We start from the raw sequence: 20,506 nt of genomic DNA on the forward strand, positions 1-20,506 counted from the left end.
ATCCTTGAGTCAGAAATGGCCTTCCCCGGAACAGAACGGCACATTCATAACTCATAATTTATAATCCATAATTAAACGCTTCAGCGTTTCTGCGTACAGCTCGTGCTCCACAGCCAGGCCGCGGCGCTCGACTTCGGCCAGCGTGTCGGCCCCGCGCAAGTCCACGGGCTGCTGGGCGAGAATGGGCCCGGTGTCAAGGCCCTCGTCTACCAGGTGAACGGTGATTTTAGTTTCCGACAGCTTGTTGTCGAAGGCCCATTCATAGGCGTGCAGGCCCTGGTGCTGGTGCGTATCGGCGGGATGAATGTTAAGAATGCGCCCCGCAAACGGCTGAATGAAGGCCGGCGACAGGATGCGCATGTACCCCGCCAGCACCACCAAGTCGGGTTGGTACTGCTTGAGCAGCTCGGCCGCTTCAGCATCAAAAGTCTCTCGCTTGCGGCCCTGGCTGGGCAGCGCCGCCACCGGGCAGCCGTGGGCAGCTGCCCGGTCCAAACCCGGCGCATCGGGCTTGTTGCTGAACACCACGGCCACTTCGGCCAAGTCCTTCAACACCCCGGTTTGCGTGGACCGCACCAAGGAGAGCATGTTGGAGCCACGGCCCGACAGCAGAATAGCCAGACGGACTTTGCGGCCTTCCTCGCCGGGTAACCTCACCCCCAGCCCCTCGCCTGCGGAGAGGGTAGCTTGACGAATTTGCTCTTTGGAAGTGGGGCTGTTCATGGACGGATTTTCAACTTCAATTTACAACGCTGGCAGTGAGAACGGGCGCCGGGCGTTGGGCAATGTCGGTGCGGAAGTAAGCGTCCTGGAACGTGACCTGAGCGCACGCCTCGTAGGCCCGGGCTATGGCCGATTCCAAGTCATGGCCGTGCGCGGTGAGCACGAGAACCCGGCCGCCGTTGGTTACGAGCTGGCCGGCGTCATCGCGGCGGGTGGCGCCGTGGTAGGCGCGCACGTCATTGGGTAGGTTGTCGAGGCCAGCGATGGGGAAGCCGGTGGGGAATTTCGGGGCCGGGTAGCCACTCGAGGCCAGCACCACGCCCACGAACGCGCCGGGCCGTTGCACCACGCCCTGCCGGGACAGTGTGCCGTTGAGCGTGGCTTCAATTAAATCGAGCAGGCTGCTCTCCAAGGCGGGTAGCAGAACTTCGGCCTCGGGGTCGCCCAGGCGCACGTTGTATTCCAGCAGCTTGGGGCCGGTGGGCGTGAGCATGATGCCGAAGTAGAGGAAGCCCCGGAACTCGAACTGCTCGATTTGCAGGCCGCGCAGGGTGGGGTCCACGATGTCGCGGCGCAGCGTAGCCAGCACGTTGTCGTCGGCGAAGGGCACGGGGCAGTAGGCGCCCATGCCGCCGGTATTGGGGCCGTAGTCGCCGGCTAGCAGCTGCTTGTGGTCCTGCGAAGTGGCCAGCAGGCTAATAACGTGGCCATCGGTGAGGCCGATGATGCTGATTTCGGGGCCGGTCAATTTCTCTTCGAGCAGGAAGGAAAACCAGCCGGAATAGCTCGTTTGCAAGTCGTCGAAAGCCGCATCGGCTTCTTCCGGCGACGAGCACACGTACACGCCCTTGCCGGCGGCCAAGCCGTCGTACTTCACCACCACGTGCCCACCCAGCTCGGCCGCTTTGACGCGGGCCGCCGCAATGTTGTCGCTCCTGAAGGGCCAGGCCTGCGCTGTGGCCACGCCGTGGCGGCGCATGAATTCCTTGCTCCACACCTTGGAGCTTTCGAGCCGCGCCGCCGAGCGCGTCGGGCCAAAAACCTGGATGTCGGAACCAGCAAAAAAGTCGGTGATACCAGCCGCCAGCGGCGCTTCCGGTCCTACCACAATCAGCTTAGCATCGTGGGCCTGAGCGAGGGCTTTCACGGCCTCAAAATCCAACGGGTTGACCTCGGGGTGACTGTTGGGGATACCGGCATTGCCGGGCAGCACGTGCACCGTGGCCCCGTCGCGGGTCAGCTTTTCGGCCAGGGCGTGCTCGCGGGCGCCGGAACCGAGGAGGAGAAGGGTTTTGGAGTCAGTCAAGAAAGTAAGGGCTTAGGCTGGCGCCGAGGGTTAGCTAATGTCTTCGATGGAAATAATTTTACCGTTTTCAACCTGAAAGATGGACTTGCCTTGCAAATGCAAGGGGTCGCCTGGGTTCAAACCATTCGGAAATGCAATTGCCGCAATTGCCTTGTAATCAATGCCCACTTCGACCTGTTGGCCATTCACTTGCCAATCAGTGACGCGCTGTTCGCGCTCGGAGAAATAGGGCTTGGCTTGGTCGGCCTGCTGCCGAAAAGCCTCTTTGCCAATCAAATTCAGGTTTACTTCGCCGTTGGCAATGTTGCGGAACACCACGTTCTCGTGTAAGGGTGCAAGCATGCCCGCTACGTCGAAGCGGTTGTACGCTTCGATGTAGGCTTCAACCAGTTGCTTAGGCTCGGCGGGGTTCATCAGTAGCTTGGTTGCTTAAAGTATCCGCAACTCCTCGTCGGCTGCTCTCAGCTTGGCTTTGGTGGCGAGGATGTCCTTGTTGAGACGTTCGCGCAGACGCGGCAGGTTCAGGGCTCGGAGGGCGCCCTGGGCGGCGTTGTCAGGGCGCACCACGGTAAGGTTGGGCGTGCCGCTGGGCATGATGACCGACGAGTTCAGGTTCATGGCCAGCTCGGCGTAGTCCTTGTAAGGCGGGCACGAAATCACGGGCACATTCACGTTGGCTGCCAACGCGCCGCCGAGGCCGTTGCTCAGGCCGGCCACGGCGATGATGACGCCGGGCTCGATGCTGTTGTTCCAGATTTCGGCCATGCCGGCAATGGCTTCGCCGTTTTTGTGGGCCGAAGTCACGCGCAGCTGCGTGAAGACGTCGTAGCCCTCAAACTGCTGGCGGATTTTCTCGCAGTGCTCCTTATCGGCGGGCGAGCCCATCACGATATTCACCCAGGCATCCTTAATCATTCCGGCCTGCACCAGATTGGCCAGTAGGCGGGCGCGGGCGTCCTGGCGGCCGGTATGGGGCGCGTCGGCGGCTTCCGTTTCAGCCGTGGGCAGGGCCTGGCCCACAATGCGCTGGTAGATGTCGAGGTAGCGGCGGCTGGCTTCCTGGGCCACTTCCGGAGTGAGGGCGCGAAGGTATTTGCCGTCTTTTTTGTTGGCGATGAGCCACTGCCGAACGTATTCCTTGTCCATCTGCTCGGCGGTTTCGGGGTTGCGGGCGTAGTCCTCGGCAGCCCAGAAACGCGAAGAATCGGGCGTGTGCATTTCGTCGATGAGAATCAGCTTGCCATTGAGCAGGCCAAACTCATACTTGGTATCCACTAGGATGATGCCCTTTTCGGCCAGCAGCTGCGAACCCACGGCAAACAGCATCTGGGATTTTACGGCCATCTGGTCGTACAGCTCTTTGGTCACCCAGCCTTCGCTCACCAGGTTTTCGGGCGTGATTTCGCGGTCTGACTCCTCCTTGGTGGTCGGCGTCACGATGGCCTGCGGGAAGGGCTGGTTTTTCGTCAGTCCATCCGGCACCGTCACGCCCGAAAACGTGCGCTGGCCCTCCTGATAGCCACGCCACATCGACCCGGTGAGATACTGGCGCACAATCATTTCCACCTTAATGGGCTCGGCCTCCTTCACCAGCATGGCGTTGGCATCCACCAGCTTGATGACGTGGTTTGGGATGATGTGAGCCGTCTTTTCAAACCAGAAGTTGGCCAGGCCGTTCAACACGGCGCCTTTGTGCGGAATGGCGGTTTCGAGCACCGAATCGAACGCCGAAAGACGGTCCGTCACGATGATGAGGCGGTCGCCGGAAGGCGCGCGCAGGCTGTCGCGCACTTTGCCGCGGTGGAGGAGAGGAAGTTGGGGGGAAGCGAAGTGAGTGAGCGTGTTCATTAGTGACTTGTAAGGAGACTATTTCTGAATGGCAAATTCTGTAACGGAAGCTACAGCAGTACGCGTATGGGCAATGTGCTCCACAATATTTTTAAAAATCTGAAGGCCTTCTCCTTCTTCGGTAGCACTGGGGTTTTGGCGCCGCCGCCGCGCCCAGTCCGGGTGGTTGTAGGCCGATAAAAACGCCTCCGGGTGCGGCATCAGCCCAAACACCTGCCCTGTCGGGTCCGTCAGCCCCGCGCAGTTCAGCGCGGCACCGTTGGGGTTGAAAGGGTAAATGTCGGTGCCATCGCCGCTGGCGTCGAGGTAGCTCAGGCAGTTGAAGCCGCCAGTTTCGATGCGCTGCTGAATGGCGGCATCGGAAATCACGAGGCGGCCCTCGCCGTGGCGCACGGGCACTTCCAGCGTGTCGATTCCTTTCAGGAAGGGCGTGTGGGATTTGGGGTTCACGCGCAGCGTCACCCACCGGTCTTCGTAGCGGCCGCTGGCGTTGTGCGTCAGGGTTACTTCGGGGGTCATTTCGCCGCTCAGGTTGGGCAGCAGGCCCAGCTTCACCAGCACCTGGAAACCGTTGCAGATGCCGAGCACGAACTTGCCGTCGGCGATGAATTGCTTGATGTCGTCAAGCAGCGTGCGGCCGTTGGCACCGGTCTGGCGGTAGCGCAGCTTGTTGGCCAGCACCACGCCCGAGCCCAGGTCATCGCCGAAGCTGAAGCCACCGGGGAAGTTCAGGGTATCAAAATCGTGGATGCTCACCTGCCCGTGTAGCACCTGGTTGAGATGCACGATGGTGGGCTCGGCGCCGGCCATGCGGTAGGCGGCGGCGAATTCCTCTTCGCAGTTGATGCCAAAGCCCGTCAGAATCAACGCCCGCACCATACCAGCCGAAGCAGGCACTTGGGTTTGTGCCTCCGATTGAACTTTATGTGCTGCCTGCATGGCTTCTTGTACCATTTCAAAAGTGTTTTGGGCCAATGGAATTGAGTCTTGTGCCATTACAGTGAATTGGAGTGGCTGAGGTTTTCCTTCGACGCCACGCCAAGCAGCCTGTTTACCGGGCCATTGGTCCACACGCTTCGCAGCACATCCGTGTCGGCCGAAATCACCTCGTGGCCGCCAAGGCGCACCACCAGGCGCACATCCTTTGTCACGGTACCGAGGCGCGTGGCCCGGCTGCCGAGCAGCGCTTCAAATGCCACCACATCTTCCGGCGCCACCGTGGCCAGGAAGCGCGAGTGCGACTCCGAAAACAACTGCGCCGGCAACGTCAGGCCCGTTTCAGGCAGGTCGATGCTGGCGCCGCAGTGGTAGCCAAACGTGCATTCGGCCAGCGCTACGGCCAGGCCGCCATCGCTCAAGTCATGGCAGGACTGAATCAGGTTCTGGTCGTTGGCCTGGCCCACGAGGGTATAAAGTGCCTTGGCTTTTCCGAAATCAACCTTGGGCACGTTGGCTCCCAGCTCGCCGTGCAGGGCGTAGAATTCGGAGCCGCCCAGCTCGTCGTAAGTTTCGCCGAGGAGGTACACCACGTCATCAGCCTGCTTGAAATCGGAGGTGATGGCCCGGCGCACGTCCTCCATTTTAGCCGTCATGGAATAGAGTACGGTGGGAGGCACCGAAATCTTCACGCCATCGGCCTTGAAGTCGTTTTTCATCGAGTCCTTGCCGCTGGTGAGCGGGATGCAGTAGGCCGTCGTGGCGTCGCGCAGGGCTTCGCACATGCGCACCAGCTTGGCCAGCTTCTGCTTGCCGTCGGGGTTGCTGACGGGGTCGTACACCGAATCGGGCACGCAGAAATTGTCGTTCACCGACCAGAAAAGCCCATCGCCCGGCGTCAGGTTCGGGAGCTTCCCGCCCACCGCGATAATCTGGCGCACCGCCTCGTCAAACGAGCCGGCCGACATATGGTAAGCATCCAAATCGCCGTATCGCGGCAGGATGCCGTTGCTCACGGCCACGCCTTCCCAGCTCTCAAAGTTGAAGCGCACCACGGCCGCGTCCTGCGGGGCCTGGCCCGTCGCGCCCATCAGCGGCTTCACAATCGTGCGGCCCTTCACCTCGTGGTCGTACTGGCGAATGACCGACTCGCGCGAGCAGATATTGAGCGAACCCAGTAGCTGGCCGAGGGTGGCGGTGTAGTCGGTTGGCAGCATGATGTGCGGCTTGTTCACCTCACCCCTGCCGGGCACGGTCCCGGCCCCTCTCCGCGGAGAGGGGAGCCAGACAATTCCGTTGTGGGCATTCCCGGTGCCCCCTCTCCGCGGGAGAGGGGGTCAGGGGGTGAGGTGAACAGGGGCTCCGTCGCCGTCGGCCGGGTCCATTCTGCTTCCAGCACCTTGCGCGGCACGCCCTCGTGCAGGAACCCCATGTTCAGCCGCGCCACCGGCGCGCCATCGAAGCGCACGTCCAGAAACCCATCGGCAGTGAAGTGGCCAATATCGGTCAGCTCCACTTCCATTTCCTGGCCCAGCGCCATTATTTCAGCCATTTTGCCCGGCTCCACCACCAGCGTAAACCGCTCCTGCGACTCGCTCACGAAAATCTCCCAGGGCCGCAGGCCGGGGTATTTCAGCGGCACTTTTTCCAGCTCCACCACCGCACCGCCCGAGATGCCGGCCAGCTCACCCACGGACGACGACAGGCCGCCCGCGCCGTTGTCGGTGCTGCATTTCAGCAGGCCGCGGCGGGCCGCCAGCAGCAGGAAATCCATCGCCAGCTTTTGGGTGATGGGCGAGCCGATTTGCACGGCCGTGGCGGGCGCGGTTTCATCGAGCTCAATGCTCGAAAACGTGGCGCCGTGGATGCCGTCCTTGCCCACCCGGCCACCGGCCATGACGATGCGGTCGCCGGCATCGATGTTCTTTTCCCACGAGTTTTTGCCCGCGAACTGCATGGGCATCACGGCGCCGGTGCCGCAGTACACCAGCGGCTTGCCGGCATACCGGTCATCGAATACAATGGCGCCATTCACCGTCGGCACGCCCGACTTGTTGCCGCCGTCCTCAATGCCCTTGCGCACGCCTTCCAGAATGCGGCGCGGGTGCAGCTGCCCGGTCAGCAGCGGCCCGTCGTACTCCGGGTTGCCGAAGCACAGCACGTTGGTGTTGAACAGCAGCCGCGCGCCGCCAATGCCGGTGGCCAGCGGGTCGCGGTTGTTGCCCAGAATCCCCGTGATGGCCCCGCCGTATGGGTCGATGGCGCTGGGCGAATTGTGCGTTTCCACCTTCCAAACAAATAACGAATCGGAGTTGATGCGCACCGCGCCCGCGTTATCCGAAAACACCTTCACCAGCCAGTCGTTGCCGTTGGCGCGGAGCTGGCGGTCCACTTCCGAAGTGGCGTCCTTGATGTAGGTTTTGAACAACGAATCAACCTGCTTCTCCTCGCCCGTTTCCAGGTCTTTGTAGTTAATGAGGGCCGAGAACTCCTTGTGCTTGCAGTGCTCCGACCACGTTTGGGCAATAATTTCAAGCTCGCAATCCGTGGGGTCGGCGGGCATGCCGGCGGCCTGGCGCTCAGCCTGCGTGTCGGCGGCGGCAAAGTGGTTGCGCACGGCCCGCATCTCCTCTAGGTTCAGCGCGTAAATGTTCTCCTTTGAGAGCTGCACGAGTTCCGCATCACTCCGGCCGGTCAGCGAAATAACTTCGGTAATGGCCTCGGCGCCGCCGCCGGGGCGCGGCGTGTAGTCGCGGATGCCATCGGCCACGCGGCCCACTTCCAGCCAGTTGATGAGCTTGTTGCCGAGCAGCTCTTCCGCAATGCGGCGCAGGTCGGTTTCCGGCAGGTCGTTTTCGAGCAAATAGAGGCGCTTGCTGAAGATGTGCTGGGTATGGGTGTCCAGCGGCTCGTTCAGCAAGTCGGCCAGGGCGTTTTGGGCCGAGGTGCCTTCATCGTCGGTCACGCCAGGGCGGCGGGCTACCAGAATGTAAGTGGCAAAGCCTCCGGGGGCGGCCAATTCATTCAGGCGCACGTCGTGCAGCACCGGGTCGGCGAGGCAGCGGGTGGCAAAATCCCGCACTTGGGTTTTGCTCAGCGGGTAGCGCACGGTGTAGAGCGCGGCGCTGCGCACGTTGCCGGTGGCCAGGCCCAGGTGGCGGGCGGCGGCTTCGGCCACGCGCTGGCCGTCGCCGTCGTGCTGGCCGGGTTTCAGCGTGAGCTGGACGGTGTGGGTGGTGGTGTTATCGGACATTGAGAAATCAGAACGTCAGGGGGAAACCGTCATGCTGAGCGGAGTCGAAGCATCTCGCTTGTGGCAGTAAATCAATCGTTGTAGCATTATTGGTTAGTGATTGCAAGCGAGATGCTTCGGCTTCGCTCAGCATGACGGTTTTTTTCAACAACCAAAAATCAAAACGCTTTTTCCGGCCGACTGCCGGGCTTTACTACCGGTACGCCGGCGGCGCACAGGGGGCAATTCTCGGGGGCAAAGGTGGCAGCCTGCACCGAAAGGAGCGCGAAATGCGGGAAATCCAGCCCGCCATTCCCGCCCGTGCGGTCAATCAACGAAGCCACGGCCAGCACTTCGGCGCCCATAGCCCGCAATACGTTAGCTACTTCCAGCGTGCTTTTGCCAGTCGTCACCACGTCTTCGGCGATGATGATTTTTTCGCCCGGCGTCACCACGAAGCCGCGCCGCAGGGTCATCTGCCCATCGGCGTCGCGCTCCGTGAAAATGCCGGGCACGCCCAGCTGGCGGGCCAGCTCGTAGCCTATCACTACACCGCCCATGGCGGGGCCGACTACCACATCGGGCTGTAAACCAGCAGCCTTAATCTGACTGGCCAGCGCGGTCGCGGCGGGTGCAGCCAGCTCCGGACGGCACAGGAAGCGGGCGCACTGCACATAGGTATCGGAGTGCAGGCCCGACGAAAGCCGGAAGTGCCCGCGCAACAGGGCATCTGCCTGCTGCAGCTGCTGCTCCACCCGCTCGGCATCGAGGGCAATGGGCAAAGGGGCGGTTAAGGTGGTTGGGGTCATTGGTTGCAGAAAATCTAATACGCAAAAAGCCGCGGTGAAGCGGCTTCTTGGTCAGGCAGATTGAGGGCTTGTCACAACCCGGTGTTGGTTGATTTCTTCTTGCAGCTGGCGCGCCGCAGCGCCTGCGTCTTTCGCCTGCCAGATGCCCCGTGAGGAGTTTATCAGCAGGCCGCTGCCATCGGCGCGCAAGCCAGCTTGTAGCGTGGCCGAAAGGTCGCCGCCCTGCGCCCCAATGCCCGGCACCAGGAACCATTGCTCCGGGCATGAGGCCCGCAGCTTGGCCACTGTCTCGGGTTCCGAAGCGCCTACCACCAGGCCCACGGTGGACTCGGTCAGTTCCTCGTCCATGAGCTTGGCCAAGCGGGCGGCCCAGTCGCTGATGGAGCCGCCCCGCGTCATGGCGGCGTCCTGCAGGCCGTGCTGGGGTTTATTGGAGGTTTTGGCCAAGGAGAAAACCACCTTGCCGGGCCGGGCGAAGGGCCGGATGGTGTCGTCGCCCATGTAGGGGTTCACGGTCACGCCATCGGCGCCCACAATGTCGTAGGCGAAGCGGGCATACTGCTCGGCAGTGTTGGCAATGTCGCCAAACTTGCCGTCCAGAATCACGGGGATGTCATCGGGTATGCTTTGCACTGTTTGCTGGAGCAGGGCCACTCCGTTTTCACGGCTCAGAAAGAACGCCAGATTGGGTTTGAATGCGGCCGCGTAGGCAGCGGTTTCGGCTACCACTTCGCGCAGCCGCTGGGCCACAGCCGCGTCGTCGCCGGTGGGGTCGAGGCCCACACAAAGCAGGGAATTAGCAGTTTGAACGCGGTTGAGGAGCTTTTGCATCGGAAAGGGCGGGGAGTTTGGATGGAAAAGAAGTACGAATCAGGCTAGCGGGCCACGGGTGCTTTGTGGGCTACTTCCGAGGCCAACCGCGCCGAGAGGCCTGGCGACAACCATTCGCCGCTGGCCACTTGCACGGCCTGGGCACCCACCCGAAGGTAGTCTTCCACGTCGCGCAAGGTAAAAATACCACCCGTTCCAAAAACAGGAAGCTGCAGTTTCTCGTCATTCGCCAGCTCCCACACGCAACGCAGGGCCAGCGGCCGCAACGCCTCGCCCGAGAGGCCGCCCACCAGCGGCGCGGCGTTGGGGTTGGCGGGCAGGTGCATCACTTTCAGGGTGTTGGTGGCGGCCAGCGCGGTGGCGCCGCCCTCCTGTGCGCCCAGGGCCAGCCCCCGGATGTGGTCGGGCCACGGCGGCAGCTTCACAATCACGGCCGCGTCATCGCGGAGTTCGGTGCGCACGGCTTCGGTGGCTTCGCGCACGTAGCGGGCCGTTATCTCAGGACCCGCGCCAGAATGCGGAGCCGTGATGTACACTTCCACGCCGGCCAGTTGCTCGCCGGCCTCGCGCTGCAGGTAGCGCGCAATCTTGCGGAAGCCCGGCACGCCGGGCGCCGTGATGCTCACAAACACCGGCACGCCGAAGCGGCACAGACGCGGCAGGTGCTCCTGCACCAGCAACTCGGCCCCCTCGGTGCGCAGGTCGGTGCGGTTGAGCAGGGTCTGGTCGGCTACCTGCAGGATGCCTTCATCGCCGGGCAGGCCGGCACGGGGCTCCATGGTCACAGTTTTGGTGAATATTGCGCCCAGCTGCTCGTAGCCCGTCCCGTCAAGCTCCCAGGGAGCGGTGGCCAGGCACACAGAATTTTGTAACGTAATGGCGCCGAGTTTCATAGTCTTCAGTTGTTCGTTGCTCGTTGTTGGTTGTCGGGCCGTGTAATAGCGCGTTCAACCGGGGAATTCCGCTTCCTGAAGTTAGCACAACGGGAAAACAATTGCTGGTTGTCAGTTGCCAGCTTCGAGCCGGGCAACGCCCAACCCACTCACTAACAACTGACAACCAGCAATTTACAACTATAATTAGATAACGTTGTCGCGGTTAATCAGGAAGGGCACGCACTCGCGGATGTCCGTCTGGCCGAGGATGAACTGGGCCACGCGGGCCATGCCCACGCCGGCACCCGAGTGCAACTTCACGTCGTGCTCCTCGTGGAAGCCGAGGTACCACTCAAAGTCTTCCAGCTTCATGCCCTGGCGGATGAGACCGGCCAACATCGAGCTGGTTTCCAGCTTGTGGCGCAGCTTGGCCCCGTCAAACTCACGCTCGGCCGAACCCGCCGACTCGCCGGCCAGCGGCAACAGCAGGTCGGAGGAGTTCACCACGCGGGGGTCGTCGTCGTTGTTGCGCATGTTGAAGAACTTGATGTCGGCCGGGTAGTGGGTGATGAAAATGGGGCCCTCCAGCTCGGTGAGGCGGTTTTCTTCGTTCGCGCCCAGGTCGTCGCCCCACTGCAGGTCGGGGAAGCCCTCGGGCTTGAGGCGCTCGATGGCGTCGGCGTAGGTCATGCGCTTGAAGGTGAGGTCTTTGATATCCTCCGCGTCGCGGCCGAACAGGGCCAGCTCCTTGGCGCACTTGGTGGCTACTTCGTTGGCGGCGGTGCGCACAATGCCGCTCAGGTGGCCCAGCAGCTCGTCGAGGTCGCCGAGGTGCTCAATTTCGAACAGCGTGAACTGCGCCAGGCGGCGGTTGTCGGCGTTCAGCTCCTTGCGGAAGCTCTGAATTTCGCCGCACACGCGGCCGCCTTCCACGGCCTGGGTCAGCATTTCGATGTAGAGCTGGTTCGACTGGGGCAGGAACATCTTCTTGCCGTCGTACCAGTCCAGGGTAAACAGGGTGTCGGTGTTTTCGCAAGCCCCCGTCACGCCCACAATGTGGGGCATGTTGTGGATGGTCACGAAGCCTTCCTGCTCGCAGTACTTGCGGGCGCCGCGCATCATGGCGTCCCATACTTTGATTACCGCCATGCGCTTGGGGTCGGTGCTCAGGTTGCGGTTGCCGGCGTGAGCCGAGGCGAGGGTGGCAGCGGCCACTTTCGGGGCGAGGGTGTTGGTGTCCATTTTTCTTTTGTATGGGGGTTAAAAGAGAAGTAAGATTAGTCGAGGTAACTGAACCGATTGGACATAAAAAAACCGTTTCGAATCACGAAACGGCGGCGGGGCAACAACCAGAAAAAACGAAATGAAAATCGGCAAAACCGACGGCGGCTAAGACCTTCCGGTCTCGCTGCGGGGCTGTATTCAGCGTCCCGCACTTCATCAATTGGTGATTGGGTTGAAGCACGATGCAAAATTACGGAATCATTTCGCCGGGCAAATCATAGGTGATGTTAAGTTTTAATTACGACTTTTTTTCAACTTTTTTTTCGCCCGTCATTTTATGCGAATCAAAAGAGATAGCCGGGATTTTTAGCAGGTATAGTGCTGTAAATCTTTTTCTAACAAAATTTTGCGCTTGCGCCGCATTTGGGAAACCCCGTAACTTTGACTCTTTATTCCGAGATAAAAGCAATGTTTGCTTCCGGACACAAAAAAGACCGTGGTACTCGTCTGAGTACCACGGTCTTTTTTTGTCAGCAACGGCTTATCCTGCCGGGGTTGGCTCAGCTGGTGGGGCCGGTATCGACGTTGGCTTCGATGACGTCCTGCACCGAAGTGGAGACGGCCGATAGGATGTTGTAGCCCGTGGCCGACTCGATGGAGTTGACCGTGCAGCGGTAGGTGCCCCAGTCCGAATTGATGGTTTGAGAATTGGGCATGTTCACGGCGATGATGCGGGTGCTGGTGCTTACGCGGCCGGCATCGGAACTGCCTTCGGACAGCACCACCACCACCTTCCAGGTCCTGTTGGGCACGGTTACGCGGCCTGCGTCAATGGTGGTGGCGTAGCCGTTGGTGCCATCGCCGCCCTTGCCGTAGCTCCCGCAGATGATGTAGAGCTCCTTGCCCTCGCTTACCAGCTTGCGGCAGTAGCTTTCCAGGCTGGCCCAGGTGCGTTGGTTGTTGTTGGGGGCCTGGGGTATCATGTTGGTCATGAGAAACGTGGCCGAGTTATCGGTGATGGAACCGGTGCGGTCGGCGCTGGGGGTTTGGTGGCCGCGGTCGAAGCCCGAACCCGAGTAGCTGCTGCCGCCCACGCGGTACCAGCCGCTGGGCAGGGTGGCGTCGGCGCGGAAGTCGTCTTGGCGCGGGGTGCTGCCCAGCCAGGCGCTGCTCAGGTGCCAGCTCACCCAGTTGGGCGTGCCCCGGTCGCGGTGGTACGACATGGCGTACTGTGACTTGGACAGGAGGTAGTTGTAGTAATAGGTGGTATTGGTGGTGGCGCCGCTGGGGTTGCCCATGGCCAGGTGACTGTCGCGGGTGGCGTCCTGAGCCACTACGGCGGCGGTTGGTTCGGCAACGGGGGTCATTTCCTGTTTCGAACACGAAGTGGCCAACGCCACGAGTAGCGCCAGGCTACTAATTCTGATACAAGTAAGCTTCATAGGTGAGCGAAATGAGAAAATGGTGGAGTGGGCAGTGGCAGCAAAGGTCTCCGGCAGGAGTTTCGCTACCACCACTACAATGTTACGCGCAGGAAAAGATGCTGGCAATTAAGTGCCCTATAACATTATGTGCTTTTTATACAACCGTGTAGCGCTATAAGTGCTGGCTTTACTTTGGCAGATTCCGCCCGTGCAGGCCCACTTTCGGGTATTGGAAAAACCAGATGGGCCGGCATAAAGAGCCCCGCTGGAAGTACCAGCGAGGCCCTGTGGCTGCACAAAAGAGAGGTGCTTTAGCGGCCCTCTACTGCGAGGCGTTGCGTGGATAGCGCTTGACCGTTCGCTCCGCGCAGCACCACGTGGTACATGCCGGGGGCCAACGTGGCAGGCAGCACCAGGCGGGTTGCCCCGGCTCCGGTTACCGGCATCTGGCTTACCAGTTGACCGAGCGGCGAGTAGGTTTGCACGGTGCTGCCGGCGGGCAGGTCCTGGAGGCGAATCATCACGGAACGCACGTCGGAGGCAGGGTTGGGGTACACTTCCAGCCGCGTCGCGCTGATGCGCTGGTTCACCTTCACCGAAACAACGGGCGAGAAGGCTTGCTTGCCGTCTACATCCACCTGGCGCAAGCGGTAGTAGAGGATGGCCACGCCCTGGGTGGCCGCTTCTTGGTCACGCAGGGTGTAGGTTTGGGTACGGCTGCTGTTGCCCACCGACTGCACCTGGCCAATGGCCTGGAAGCCAGCATCCTTGCCCGTGGAGCGCTCCACTACAAAGTGGCTGCTGTTTTTCTCGGAGGCGGTGGCCCAGTTGAGGTCGGCAGCACCGTTGGCCCAGCGGCCGGTGAAGGCGGAGAGTTCCACGGGCAGCGGGGCTGCAAACGAGAACAGCGGTATGTCCTCGGCAAACCCGTAGAATACCCGCGTGTTGGAGGAAATGGATGCGGCGCTGTTCACTTCCAATGCGACGTACTGGAAGTCGCGCGTGGCCAGAAACGAAACCTTGAACTTGTCCGTCGAACCGGCCAGCAAGCTCACCGTGAGCAAGTCGGACCCGGTCTTGGTTTCGATGAGATTTTTGTCGGCGTCGTAAGTGAGCAGGGTCAGCCGTTGGAGTGCGGCCAGGTCGAGCAGCCCCGCGCCCTGCTGAATAACCACGCCCACGCGGTTGCCCGCGCGGCCAGTGCCGTTGAGTTTCAGCCGCAGGCTGGCCCTGGTCGTTCCGGTGATAAGTCCCAAACCCGTGGTATTTAGCTGCGCGAAGTTCGTCAAGATGCCATCGGCGGCGTTCTCCGGGTCAACCACCTGCGAGAGCGTGACCAGCCCCAGACCAACGAGCGAAATGGTTTGTGGGGCGCTGGCCAGGTATTGCTCGGGCGAGGTAGGGGCCGTAGTGTCAGTAAGCACGGGGTTCAAGCCCTCAAAAAACTGCGGCTGCAAGCCAAAACCGTAGTAAACGTTCAAATTGTCGACGGCGGTGAGCAGGCCCGTCCGCGAAATGCCGACTTCGTCGAAGGGCAGGGTGGTTGGAAACGAGACCTGGGCTTTGCCGCCCGGAAGCACGTTCAGTTCCAGCAGGCCGGTGCCAGTGCGGGACTCCTGTAGCACGCCGTTGCGGTAGGTACTAACCCGCAAGCCACTGAGCACGCCCGCATCGAGCAGCCCCGCCTGCCCCACCACAAACCCGGCGTAGTGGCCGGCCGGAACGCCACTGGCCGGCACGCCCGCCAGTTTGGTGCGCAGCGAGGGCTGGCAGTCCACGGTGAGCACGCTGCGGAACGTGGCGAAGTTGGTCAGGTCAAAGTCTGCCACGCGCTCCGGATTGTCCACGTCGGTGAGCACGCATGCCAGGCCCGTGTAGTCCCGGGTGTTGAACTCGGCGCTGGTGGGCGCGGCGAATTGCGACAGGTAACCCGCCGCCCGGGTTTGCACGCCCGGCTGCACCCCATAGGCGTAATAGATATTGGTGGTGTAGCTGACGCCGACCAATCCGCCAATTTCAATCTCCACGGCATCAAACGACTTAGACGACGAGAATTCCAGCTGCGTGGGGCGGTCGGTGGCCAGCAGCGAGGCCCGCACCAGGTCGGCACGCACCACTTTTTCTTCGCGCAGCTCGGGCGTGGCCCCGCTCAGGTAGGTGCGCAGCGTAACGGTGCCCAGCGCGTTGAGACTGAGCAGGCCGCTGGCGTTGGCCAGCAGCACCCCGGCGCGGTAGCCGGCTGGCGCCTCGCCCGTGAGTTGCAGCCGCAGCCCCACGGGCTTGCCCAGCGTCGCGGTCGCGTCGGTCCGGAGGACGGCAAAGGTGCTGAAGTCCCCATCCGAGGCATTCAGGCCAGCCGTCACGTTTCCGCTGCCCGTCACCTGGGGCGAGGGCTGCGTGATTTGAAACAAGTTGCTGCCCGTGGAATAGTAAGCAGGCAAGGACTGGGCTGATGCCCCAGTGGCAAAGGCACTGCCCACCACCAAACAAATAGCTGCTATAAGGGATAGAACTCGAACTCGAGCCAGTGAAACGGAAGTAGGAGTAAAGATTCGCATGATAGGCTATGAAAATATTTTAAGCAGCTGGCACAGTGCCGTTCAGCTTAGTGCAATTCATTGTCCATGCGCGAAAATTCTTTTTGTTGAGCTAGTAACCAATCACATATGTTTTTCGTAATATTGCCACAATTATCCCATTATTGGAATTTGTTCCTAAATCGAGAAACACATAAGATTTTAGCGTCAAACTATTCCATATTATGCCTCGTATGTGCCTCATTTTGTCGAGTTTTTTATTCTCACCAATTATTCTGGCCCAGTATCACAATATAATTTTTTCAATAATTTTCACCTGATTCAATACGACAATCGGACTACTAACGACTCTGAGAGTTGATTAAATGCGGTTCCTATCCAATCATTCTTCTCATTATTCGCATGACTTCATCCATACCCTTCAAAATTTTTGTGGTTGAGGACAACAAGTGGTACGGCGAACTCCTTTTGCACCGCTTGGGCCAGAACCCCGACTACAGCGTGCACCGGTTTACCACCGCCCGCGCTTGCCTCGACCAACTAGGCGAGCAGCCCGACCTCATCACCCTCGATTATTCCCTACCCGACAGCAAAGGCGAGCAGGTGCTGCGGCAGATTCGGGAGCGGCTGCCGGCCACCGAAGTCATTGTGATTTCGGGCCAGGAAGACGTAACCACCGCCGTGAGCATGCTGCGCCAAGGGGCGTACGATTACCTGGTGAAGGACGAAAACACGCTCGACCGCCTCTGGAACATCGTGGGCAAGGTGAGCGAACAAGCCAGCCTGCGCCGCGAAAACAACCGCCTGCGCCAGCAGATTGGCGCCCGCTACAGCCCCGGACAAGCCATTCTGGGCGAGCACGCGTCGGTGCAGCAGGTGCACTCCCTCATTGCCAAAGCGGCCCGCACCACCATTACGGTGAGCGTGAGCGGCGAAACGGGCACCGGCAAAGAGCTGGTGGCCAAGGCCATTCATTTCCAGTCGGGCCGGGCCAACCAGCCGTTCGTGGCCGTGAACATGGCCGCCATCCCCCGCGAGCTGGTGGAAAGCGAATTGTTCGGCCACGAAAAAGGTGCCTTCACGGGGGCCGTGGCCCGGCGCGTGGGCCGGCTGGAAGAAGCCAACCGCGGCACCCTCTTTCTGGACGAAATAGCCGACCTCGACCTGAGCCTGCAAGCCAAGCTGCTGCGCGTGCTGCAGGAGCGGGAAGTAACGCGCGTGGGTGGCAACCAGTCGGTGGCGTTTGACGTGCGCCTGATTGTGGCCACTCACCGCGACCTGCTGGCACAAGTGCAGGCCGGCCGCTTCCGCGAAGACCTTTATTACCGTCTGCTGGGCCTGCCGGTGGCCTTGCCCCCGCTGCGCCAGCGCGGCAACGACGTGCTGCTGCTGGCCGAAGCTTTCGTGGGGGACTTTTGCGCGCTCAACAACCTGCCGCCGCGCCAGCTCTCCGACGGGGCCCGCAGCCTGCTCCTGAGCCACCCCTTTCCGGGCAACGTACGGGAGCTGAAAGCCGTGGTGGAGCTGGCCGCGGTGCTGGCCGATGGCGAACAGATTCAGGCCGCCGACCTGCCCTTGCGCGACAGCCGCCCCGCCGTGGGCGCGGGCAGCCAGCTTTCGCTGCGCGACCAGACCACGGCCATTGTGCAGCATTGCCTCGATGAGATGGGCGGCGATGTGCTGGCCGTGGCCGCGAAGCTGCGCATTGGCAAGTCCACCATCTACCGCATGCTGCAGCAACGCGAGCTGCACCTGGCCTGAAACCCGTGAGCGGCCGGCGCTGTTGCCTTTATTTGCGCCTGATTCCTCCCGTTTAGCCGAGCTCCTGCCTTATGCGTCCTCGTTTTTCCCGCCGGGCGGCGGTTCCGGCCGTGCGCCGAGTAGCCGCTCATGTAGCCCGCACCGCGGCCAGCGGTACCGTGCCTGCAGTGGAAGGCGGCGGCAGCACGGCGCCCCTCTTTGGTAATGGCTCGGCCGACCGGGTGCCGCTCATTCTGTTCAGCTACGATGTGGAGCACCAGCACCTGCTGCACTGCAACCGGCACTGCCATACGGTGCTGGGCTATTCCAGCCAAGAGCTGCTAAGCATGGGCCAGGCCCTGGGTGAAACCATGCTGCACGCCGACTCGCTGGCCCAGTTCCAGCGCAACGACCTGCACCACGTACTCACCGGCAACCGGGCCCTGACTTGGGATTGCCGCCTCCGCCACCGCGACGGCGGCTGGCGCTGGCTGCGCATCCGCCTCCGGGCCAGTGTTTTCGGGCCCGATGGCCAGGTGCGGGAAATAATGGGCAGCGCCGAGGACGTGACCCGGCATCGCGCCGCCGTGGAGAGCCTGCGCCAAAGCCGCCACCTCCTGCGCCAGGTAGTGGACCTGGTGCCAAACCTCATTTACATCTACGACCTGCGCGAAGAACGCAACACGTACTCCAACCAGCGCATTGAGCAGTTCCTGGGCATCAGCAGCGCAGAGCTGCTGGAATTCCGCGAGGGCACGCTGCTGCCAAGCATTGTGCCGGACGATACGCTGGCGCAGCTGCGGGCGCATTTCCAGGAAGTAGCCCAGCTGCCCGACGGCGAGACGCTCGCCCTGGAGTTTGCCGTGCAGCACCGCAACGGCACCACGCGCTGGCTGCGGAGCGCCCACACGCCGTTTGCCCGCGATGCCCAGGGCCAGGTAACGAGCATCATTGGCGTGGCCGAAGACGTGACGGAGCGGCGGGCCACCGACGCCCAGGGCCAGGCCGCCGCCGATAAGCTGGCCGAGCAGCACCGCCTGTTTCACCAGGTGATTGACGCCCTGCCCCACCCCATCTACCTAAAAGACGGCCACGGCAACTACCTGCTGGCAAACCGCACCATGGCCGCCCTCTACGGCATGACGCCCGACGAACTGGTACGCTACGGCGAAGCCAACACGCGGGTGGAGCACGGTCCCGAGACGGACCGCTACCTCAGCCAGGACCAGCAGGTCCTGGCCACTGGCCGGGACCTGACCCTGGAAGAATGCTACACCTACCCCGACGGGCAGGTGGCGTGGTTCAGCAGCGTGAAGCGCCTCTTTGTGCGCTCCGACGGCACGGCGCAGGTACTGGGCGTGGACAGCAACATCACCGAGCTGAAGCTGATGCAGCAGGCCCTGGAATCGGCGGTGGGCGAAGCCGAGGTGGACGCCCAGGCCAAGCAGGACTTTCTGGCCAATATGAGCCACGAAATCCGGACGCCGCTGCATGGCATTCTGGGCCTGACCGGGGTATTGGCCAAAACCACGCTCAGCCGCAGCCAGCACGACTACCTGCACCTGCTGAGCGAGTCGGCGGAGCACCTGCTCACCGTGCTGAACGACGTGCTGACCACGGCCCGCCTCGGCGCCGGCAAGCTGCGGGCCGAGGCCCAGCCCTTCAGCCCCGAAGACTTGCTCATGGGCTGCGCCGCCCTGCTGCGGCCCCGGGCCCGCGAAAAAGGGCTGCGCATGCGCGTAGAAAAACCCACGAACCTGCCCCGCGTGCTGGGCGATGCCCACCGGCTGCGGCAGGTGCTGCTCAATCTGGTGAGCAACGCCATCAAATTCACGGCCACGGGCCAGGTGCTGCTGCGGTGCCGCCGCGTGCCGGCCCCGGCCCGCCACGCGGAGCCGGCGGGCACCGTGTGGCTGCAGTTCACGGTGAACGACACCGGCGTGGGCATTGCGCCCGAAACCCTGGACAAAGTGTTCGAGCCGTTTGCGCAAGCCACCGCCAGCACCGACCGCGAATACGGCGGCTCGGGGCTGGGCCTGAGCATTTCCGAAGGCCTCGTGGCCCTCATGGGGGGCGTGCTGCGGGTGAGCAGCGAGCTGGGCGGCGGCAGCACCTTTGCCTTCACGCTGGCCTTCGCGCCGGTGCCCGAGGCCGCGCCCGCCAGCGCACTGCCCCTTCCCGCGGCTCCCGAGGCTCCGGCTGTTGGCCGCGTGCTGCTGGTAGAAGACAATATGGTGAACAGCCTGCTGGCCGAAACCGTGCTGCGCAACTGGGGCTGGCAGGTGACCACGGCCGCCAGTGGCTTGGCCGCCATTCAACTATTTGAACAACGCCCGTTCGACCTCGTGCTGATGGACATTCAGATGCCCGGCATGGACGGCGAAACGGCCGCCCGCGCCCTGCGCGAACACCCCGACGCCATTCGGGCCGCCACGCCCGTCATTGCCCTCACGGCGCGGGCCCAGGCGGGCGAGGCCGAACGCCTAGCAGCGGCTGGCTTTGCGGGCTATCTTGCCAAGCCTTACCGGGAAGAGCAGCTTCTTCAGGCCATGCAGGCCGTTTTGGCCCGCCACACCACGCACACCACTTCTCTATTGCCTCTCACACTTGCCACCATGTCTTCTGCAACCCCTTCATACGACTTAAGTAATGTGCGCCAGCTGGTGCGCGGCGATGAAGCCATCGTCCGGCGCCTTGCCTGGGCGTTCATCGAAACCACGCCCGCCATTCTCACCGCCCTCGACGAGGCCCTGACCAAGCCCGACTGGGAAGCCGTAGGCGACGCCGCCCACCACCTCAAAAGCTCGCTCGACGGCCTGGGGGTAGAAAGCCTGCGCCATACCATTCGGGAAGTGGAAGCCTACGGAGCCACCCCGCCCGCCCCCGAACAGGCCGCTGAGCAAGTGGCCCAGGTGCGCGCCGTGACCGAGCAGGTGATGGCCGAACTCCGGCAGGAGTTCCCGGAGCAGCCATAGTCCTTCCAGCGTTGTTACGTCCGGACGGGTCGGCCTCGTGTCAGCC

The 20,506-nt window shown here is 62.2% G+C and carries 15 protein-coding genes; 2 read left to right on the top strand and 13 right to left on the bottom strand.

What is annotated here, in order from left to right; genetic code table 11:
* Positions 1-51: 51 nt before the first annotated feature.
* From purN to BEN47_RS17795, 13 genes are all read right to left on the bottom strand, one after another.
* Positions 52-723, bottom strand: a complete 672-nt coding sequence (gene purN / locus BEN47_RS17735; RefSeq protein ID WP_083322555.1) for a phosphoribosylglycinamide formyltransferase — start codon at positions 721-723, stop codon at positions 52-54.
* A 16-nt stretch (positions 724-739) separates the two neighbouring features.
* Positions 740-2,029 carry a phosphoribosylamine--glycine ligase gene (gene purD / locus BEN47_RS17740; RefSeq protein WP_070730304.1) on the bottom strand — a complete coding sequence of 430 codons (1,290 nt, stop codon included), beginning with the start codon at positions 2,027-2,029 and terminating at the stop codon, positions 740-742.
* Between the two features lie 30 nt (positions 2,030-2,059).
* Complete coding sequence (locus tag BEN47_RS17745) at positions 2,060-2,443, bottom strand: nuclear transport factor 2 family protein (protein ID WP_070730306.1); 384 nt, start codon at positions 2,441-2,443, stop codon at positions 2,060-2,062.
* Between the two features lie 15 nt (positions 2,444-2,458).
* The gene (locus BEN47_RS17750) at positions 2,459-3,877 is read right to left on the bottom strand and encodes a phosphoribosylaminoimidazolesuccinocarboxamide synthase (protein WP_070730307.1); all 1,419 of its coding nucleotides are present in this window, start codon (positions 3,875-3,877) and stop codon (positions 2,459-2,461) included.
* Positions 3,878-3,895: 18 nt separating this feature from the next.
* Entirely contained in the window at positions 3,896-4,873 is a 978-nt protein-coding gene (locus BEN47_RS17755; protein WP_204378343.1) for a phosphoribosylformylglycinamidine synthase subunit PurQ, read from the bottom strand.
* Positions 4,873-6,030 carry an AIR synthase-related protein gene (locus BEN47_RS17760; protein WP_239691653.1) on the bottom strand — a complete coding sequence of 386 codons (1,158 nt, stop codon included), beginning with the start codon at positions 6,028-6,030 and terminating at the stop codon, positions 4,873-4,875. The genes BEN47_RS17755 and BEN47_RS17760 overlap by 1 nt, the downstream gene beginning before the upstream one ends.
* 14 nt (positions 6,031-6,044) lie before the next feature.
* A complete protein-coding gene (locus tag BEN47_RS17765; RefSeq protein WP_239691654.1) occupies positions 6,045-8,066 on the bottom strand; it encodes an AIR synthase-related protein in 2,022 nt (673 codons plus the stop codon).
* Between the two features lie 158 nt (positions 8,067-8,224).
* Entirely contained in the window at positions 8,225-8,854 is a 630-nt protein-coding gene (gene pyrE / locus BEN47_RS17770) for an orotate phosphoribosyltransferase (RefSeq protein ID WP_070730311.1), read from the bottom strand.
* Positions 8,855-8,905: 51 nt separating this feature from the next.
* Complete coding sequence (gene pyrF / locus BEN47_RS17775; protein WP_070730313.1) at positions 8,906-9,685, bottom strand: orotidine-5'-phosphate decarboxylase; 780 nt, start codon at positions 9,683-9,685, stop codon at positions 8,906-8,908.
* Positions 9,686-9,729: 44 nt separating this feature from the next.
* Positions 9,730-10,578: a dihydroorotate dehydrogenase gene (locus BEN47_RS17780; RefSeq protein WP_070730315.1), complete on the bottom strand. Its 849-nt coding sequence runs from the start codon at positions 10,576-10,578 to the stop codon at positions 9,730-9,732.
* 186 nt (positions 10,579-10,764) lie between these two features.
* Positions 10,765-11,802 (bottom strand): amino acid--tRNA ligase-related protein, encoded by a 1,038-nt coding sequence (locus BEN47_RS17785; RefSeq protein ID WP_070730318.1) that lies wholly within the window; start codon positions 11,800-11,802, stop codon positions 10,765-10,767.
* A gap of 542 nt (positions 11,803-12,344) precedes the next feature.
* A complete protein-coding gene (locus BEN47_RS17790) occupies positions 12,345-13,226 on the bottom strand; it encodes a DNA/RNA non-specific endonuclease (RefSeq protein ID WP_070730321.1) in 882 nt (293 codons plus the stop codon).
* Positions 13,227-13,519: 293 nt separating this feature from the next.
* Entirely contained in the window at positions 13,520-15,649 is a 2,130-nt protein-coding gene (locus BEN47_RS17795) for a T9SS type A sorting domain-containing protein (RefSeq protein ID WP_158011086.1), read from the bottom strand.
* 498 nt (positions 15,650-16,147) lie between these two features.
* Between BEN47_RS17795 and BEN47_RS17800 the strand changes: the two genes are divergently transcribed.
* Positions 16,148-17,506 carry a sigma-54-dependent transcriptional regulator gene (locus BEN47_RS17800; RefSeq protein WP_070730324.1) on the top strand — a complete coding sequence of 453 codons (1,359 nt, stop codon included), beginning with the start codon at positions 16,148-16,150 and terminating at the stop codon, positions 17,504-17,506.
* A 71-nt stretch (positions 17,507-17,577) separates the two neighbouring features.
* Positions 17,578-20,460: a PAS domain-containing hybrid sensor histidine kinase/response regulator gene (locus BEN47_RS17805; protein WP_070730326.1), complete on the top strand. Its 2,883-nt coding sequence runs from the start codon at positions 17,578-17,580 to the stop codon at positions 20,458-20,460.
* The last annotated feature ends 46 nt before the right edge of the window (positions 20,461-20,506 follow it).

Source organism: Hymenobacter lapidarius (genome assembly GCF_001816145.1).
Classification (GTDB): domain Bacteria; phylum Bacteroidota; class Bacteroidia; order Cytophagales; family Hymenobacteraceae; genus Hymenobacter; species Hymenobacter lapidarius.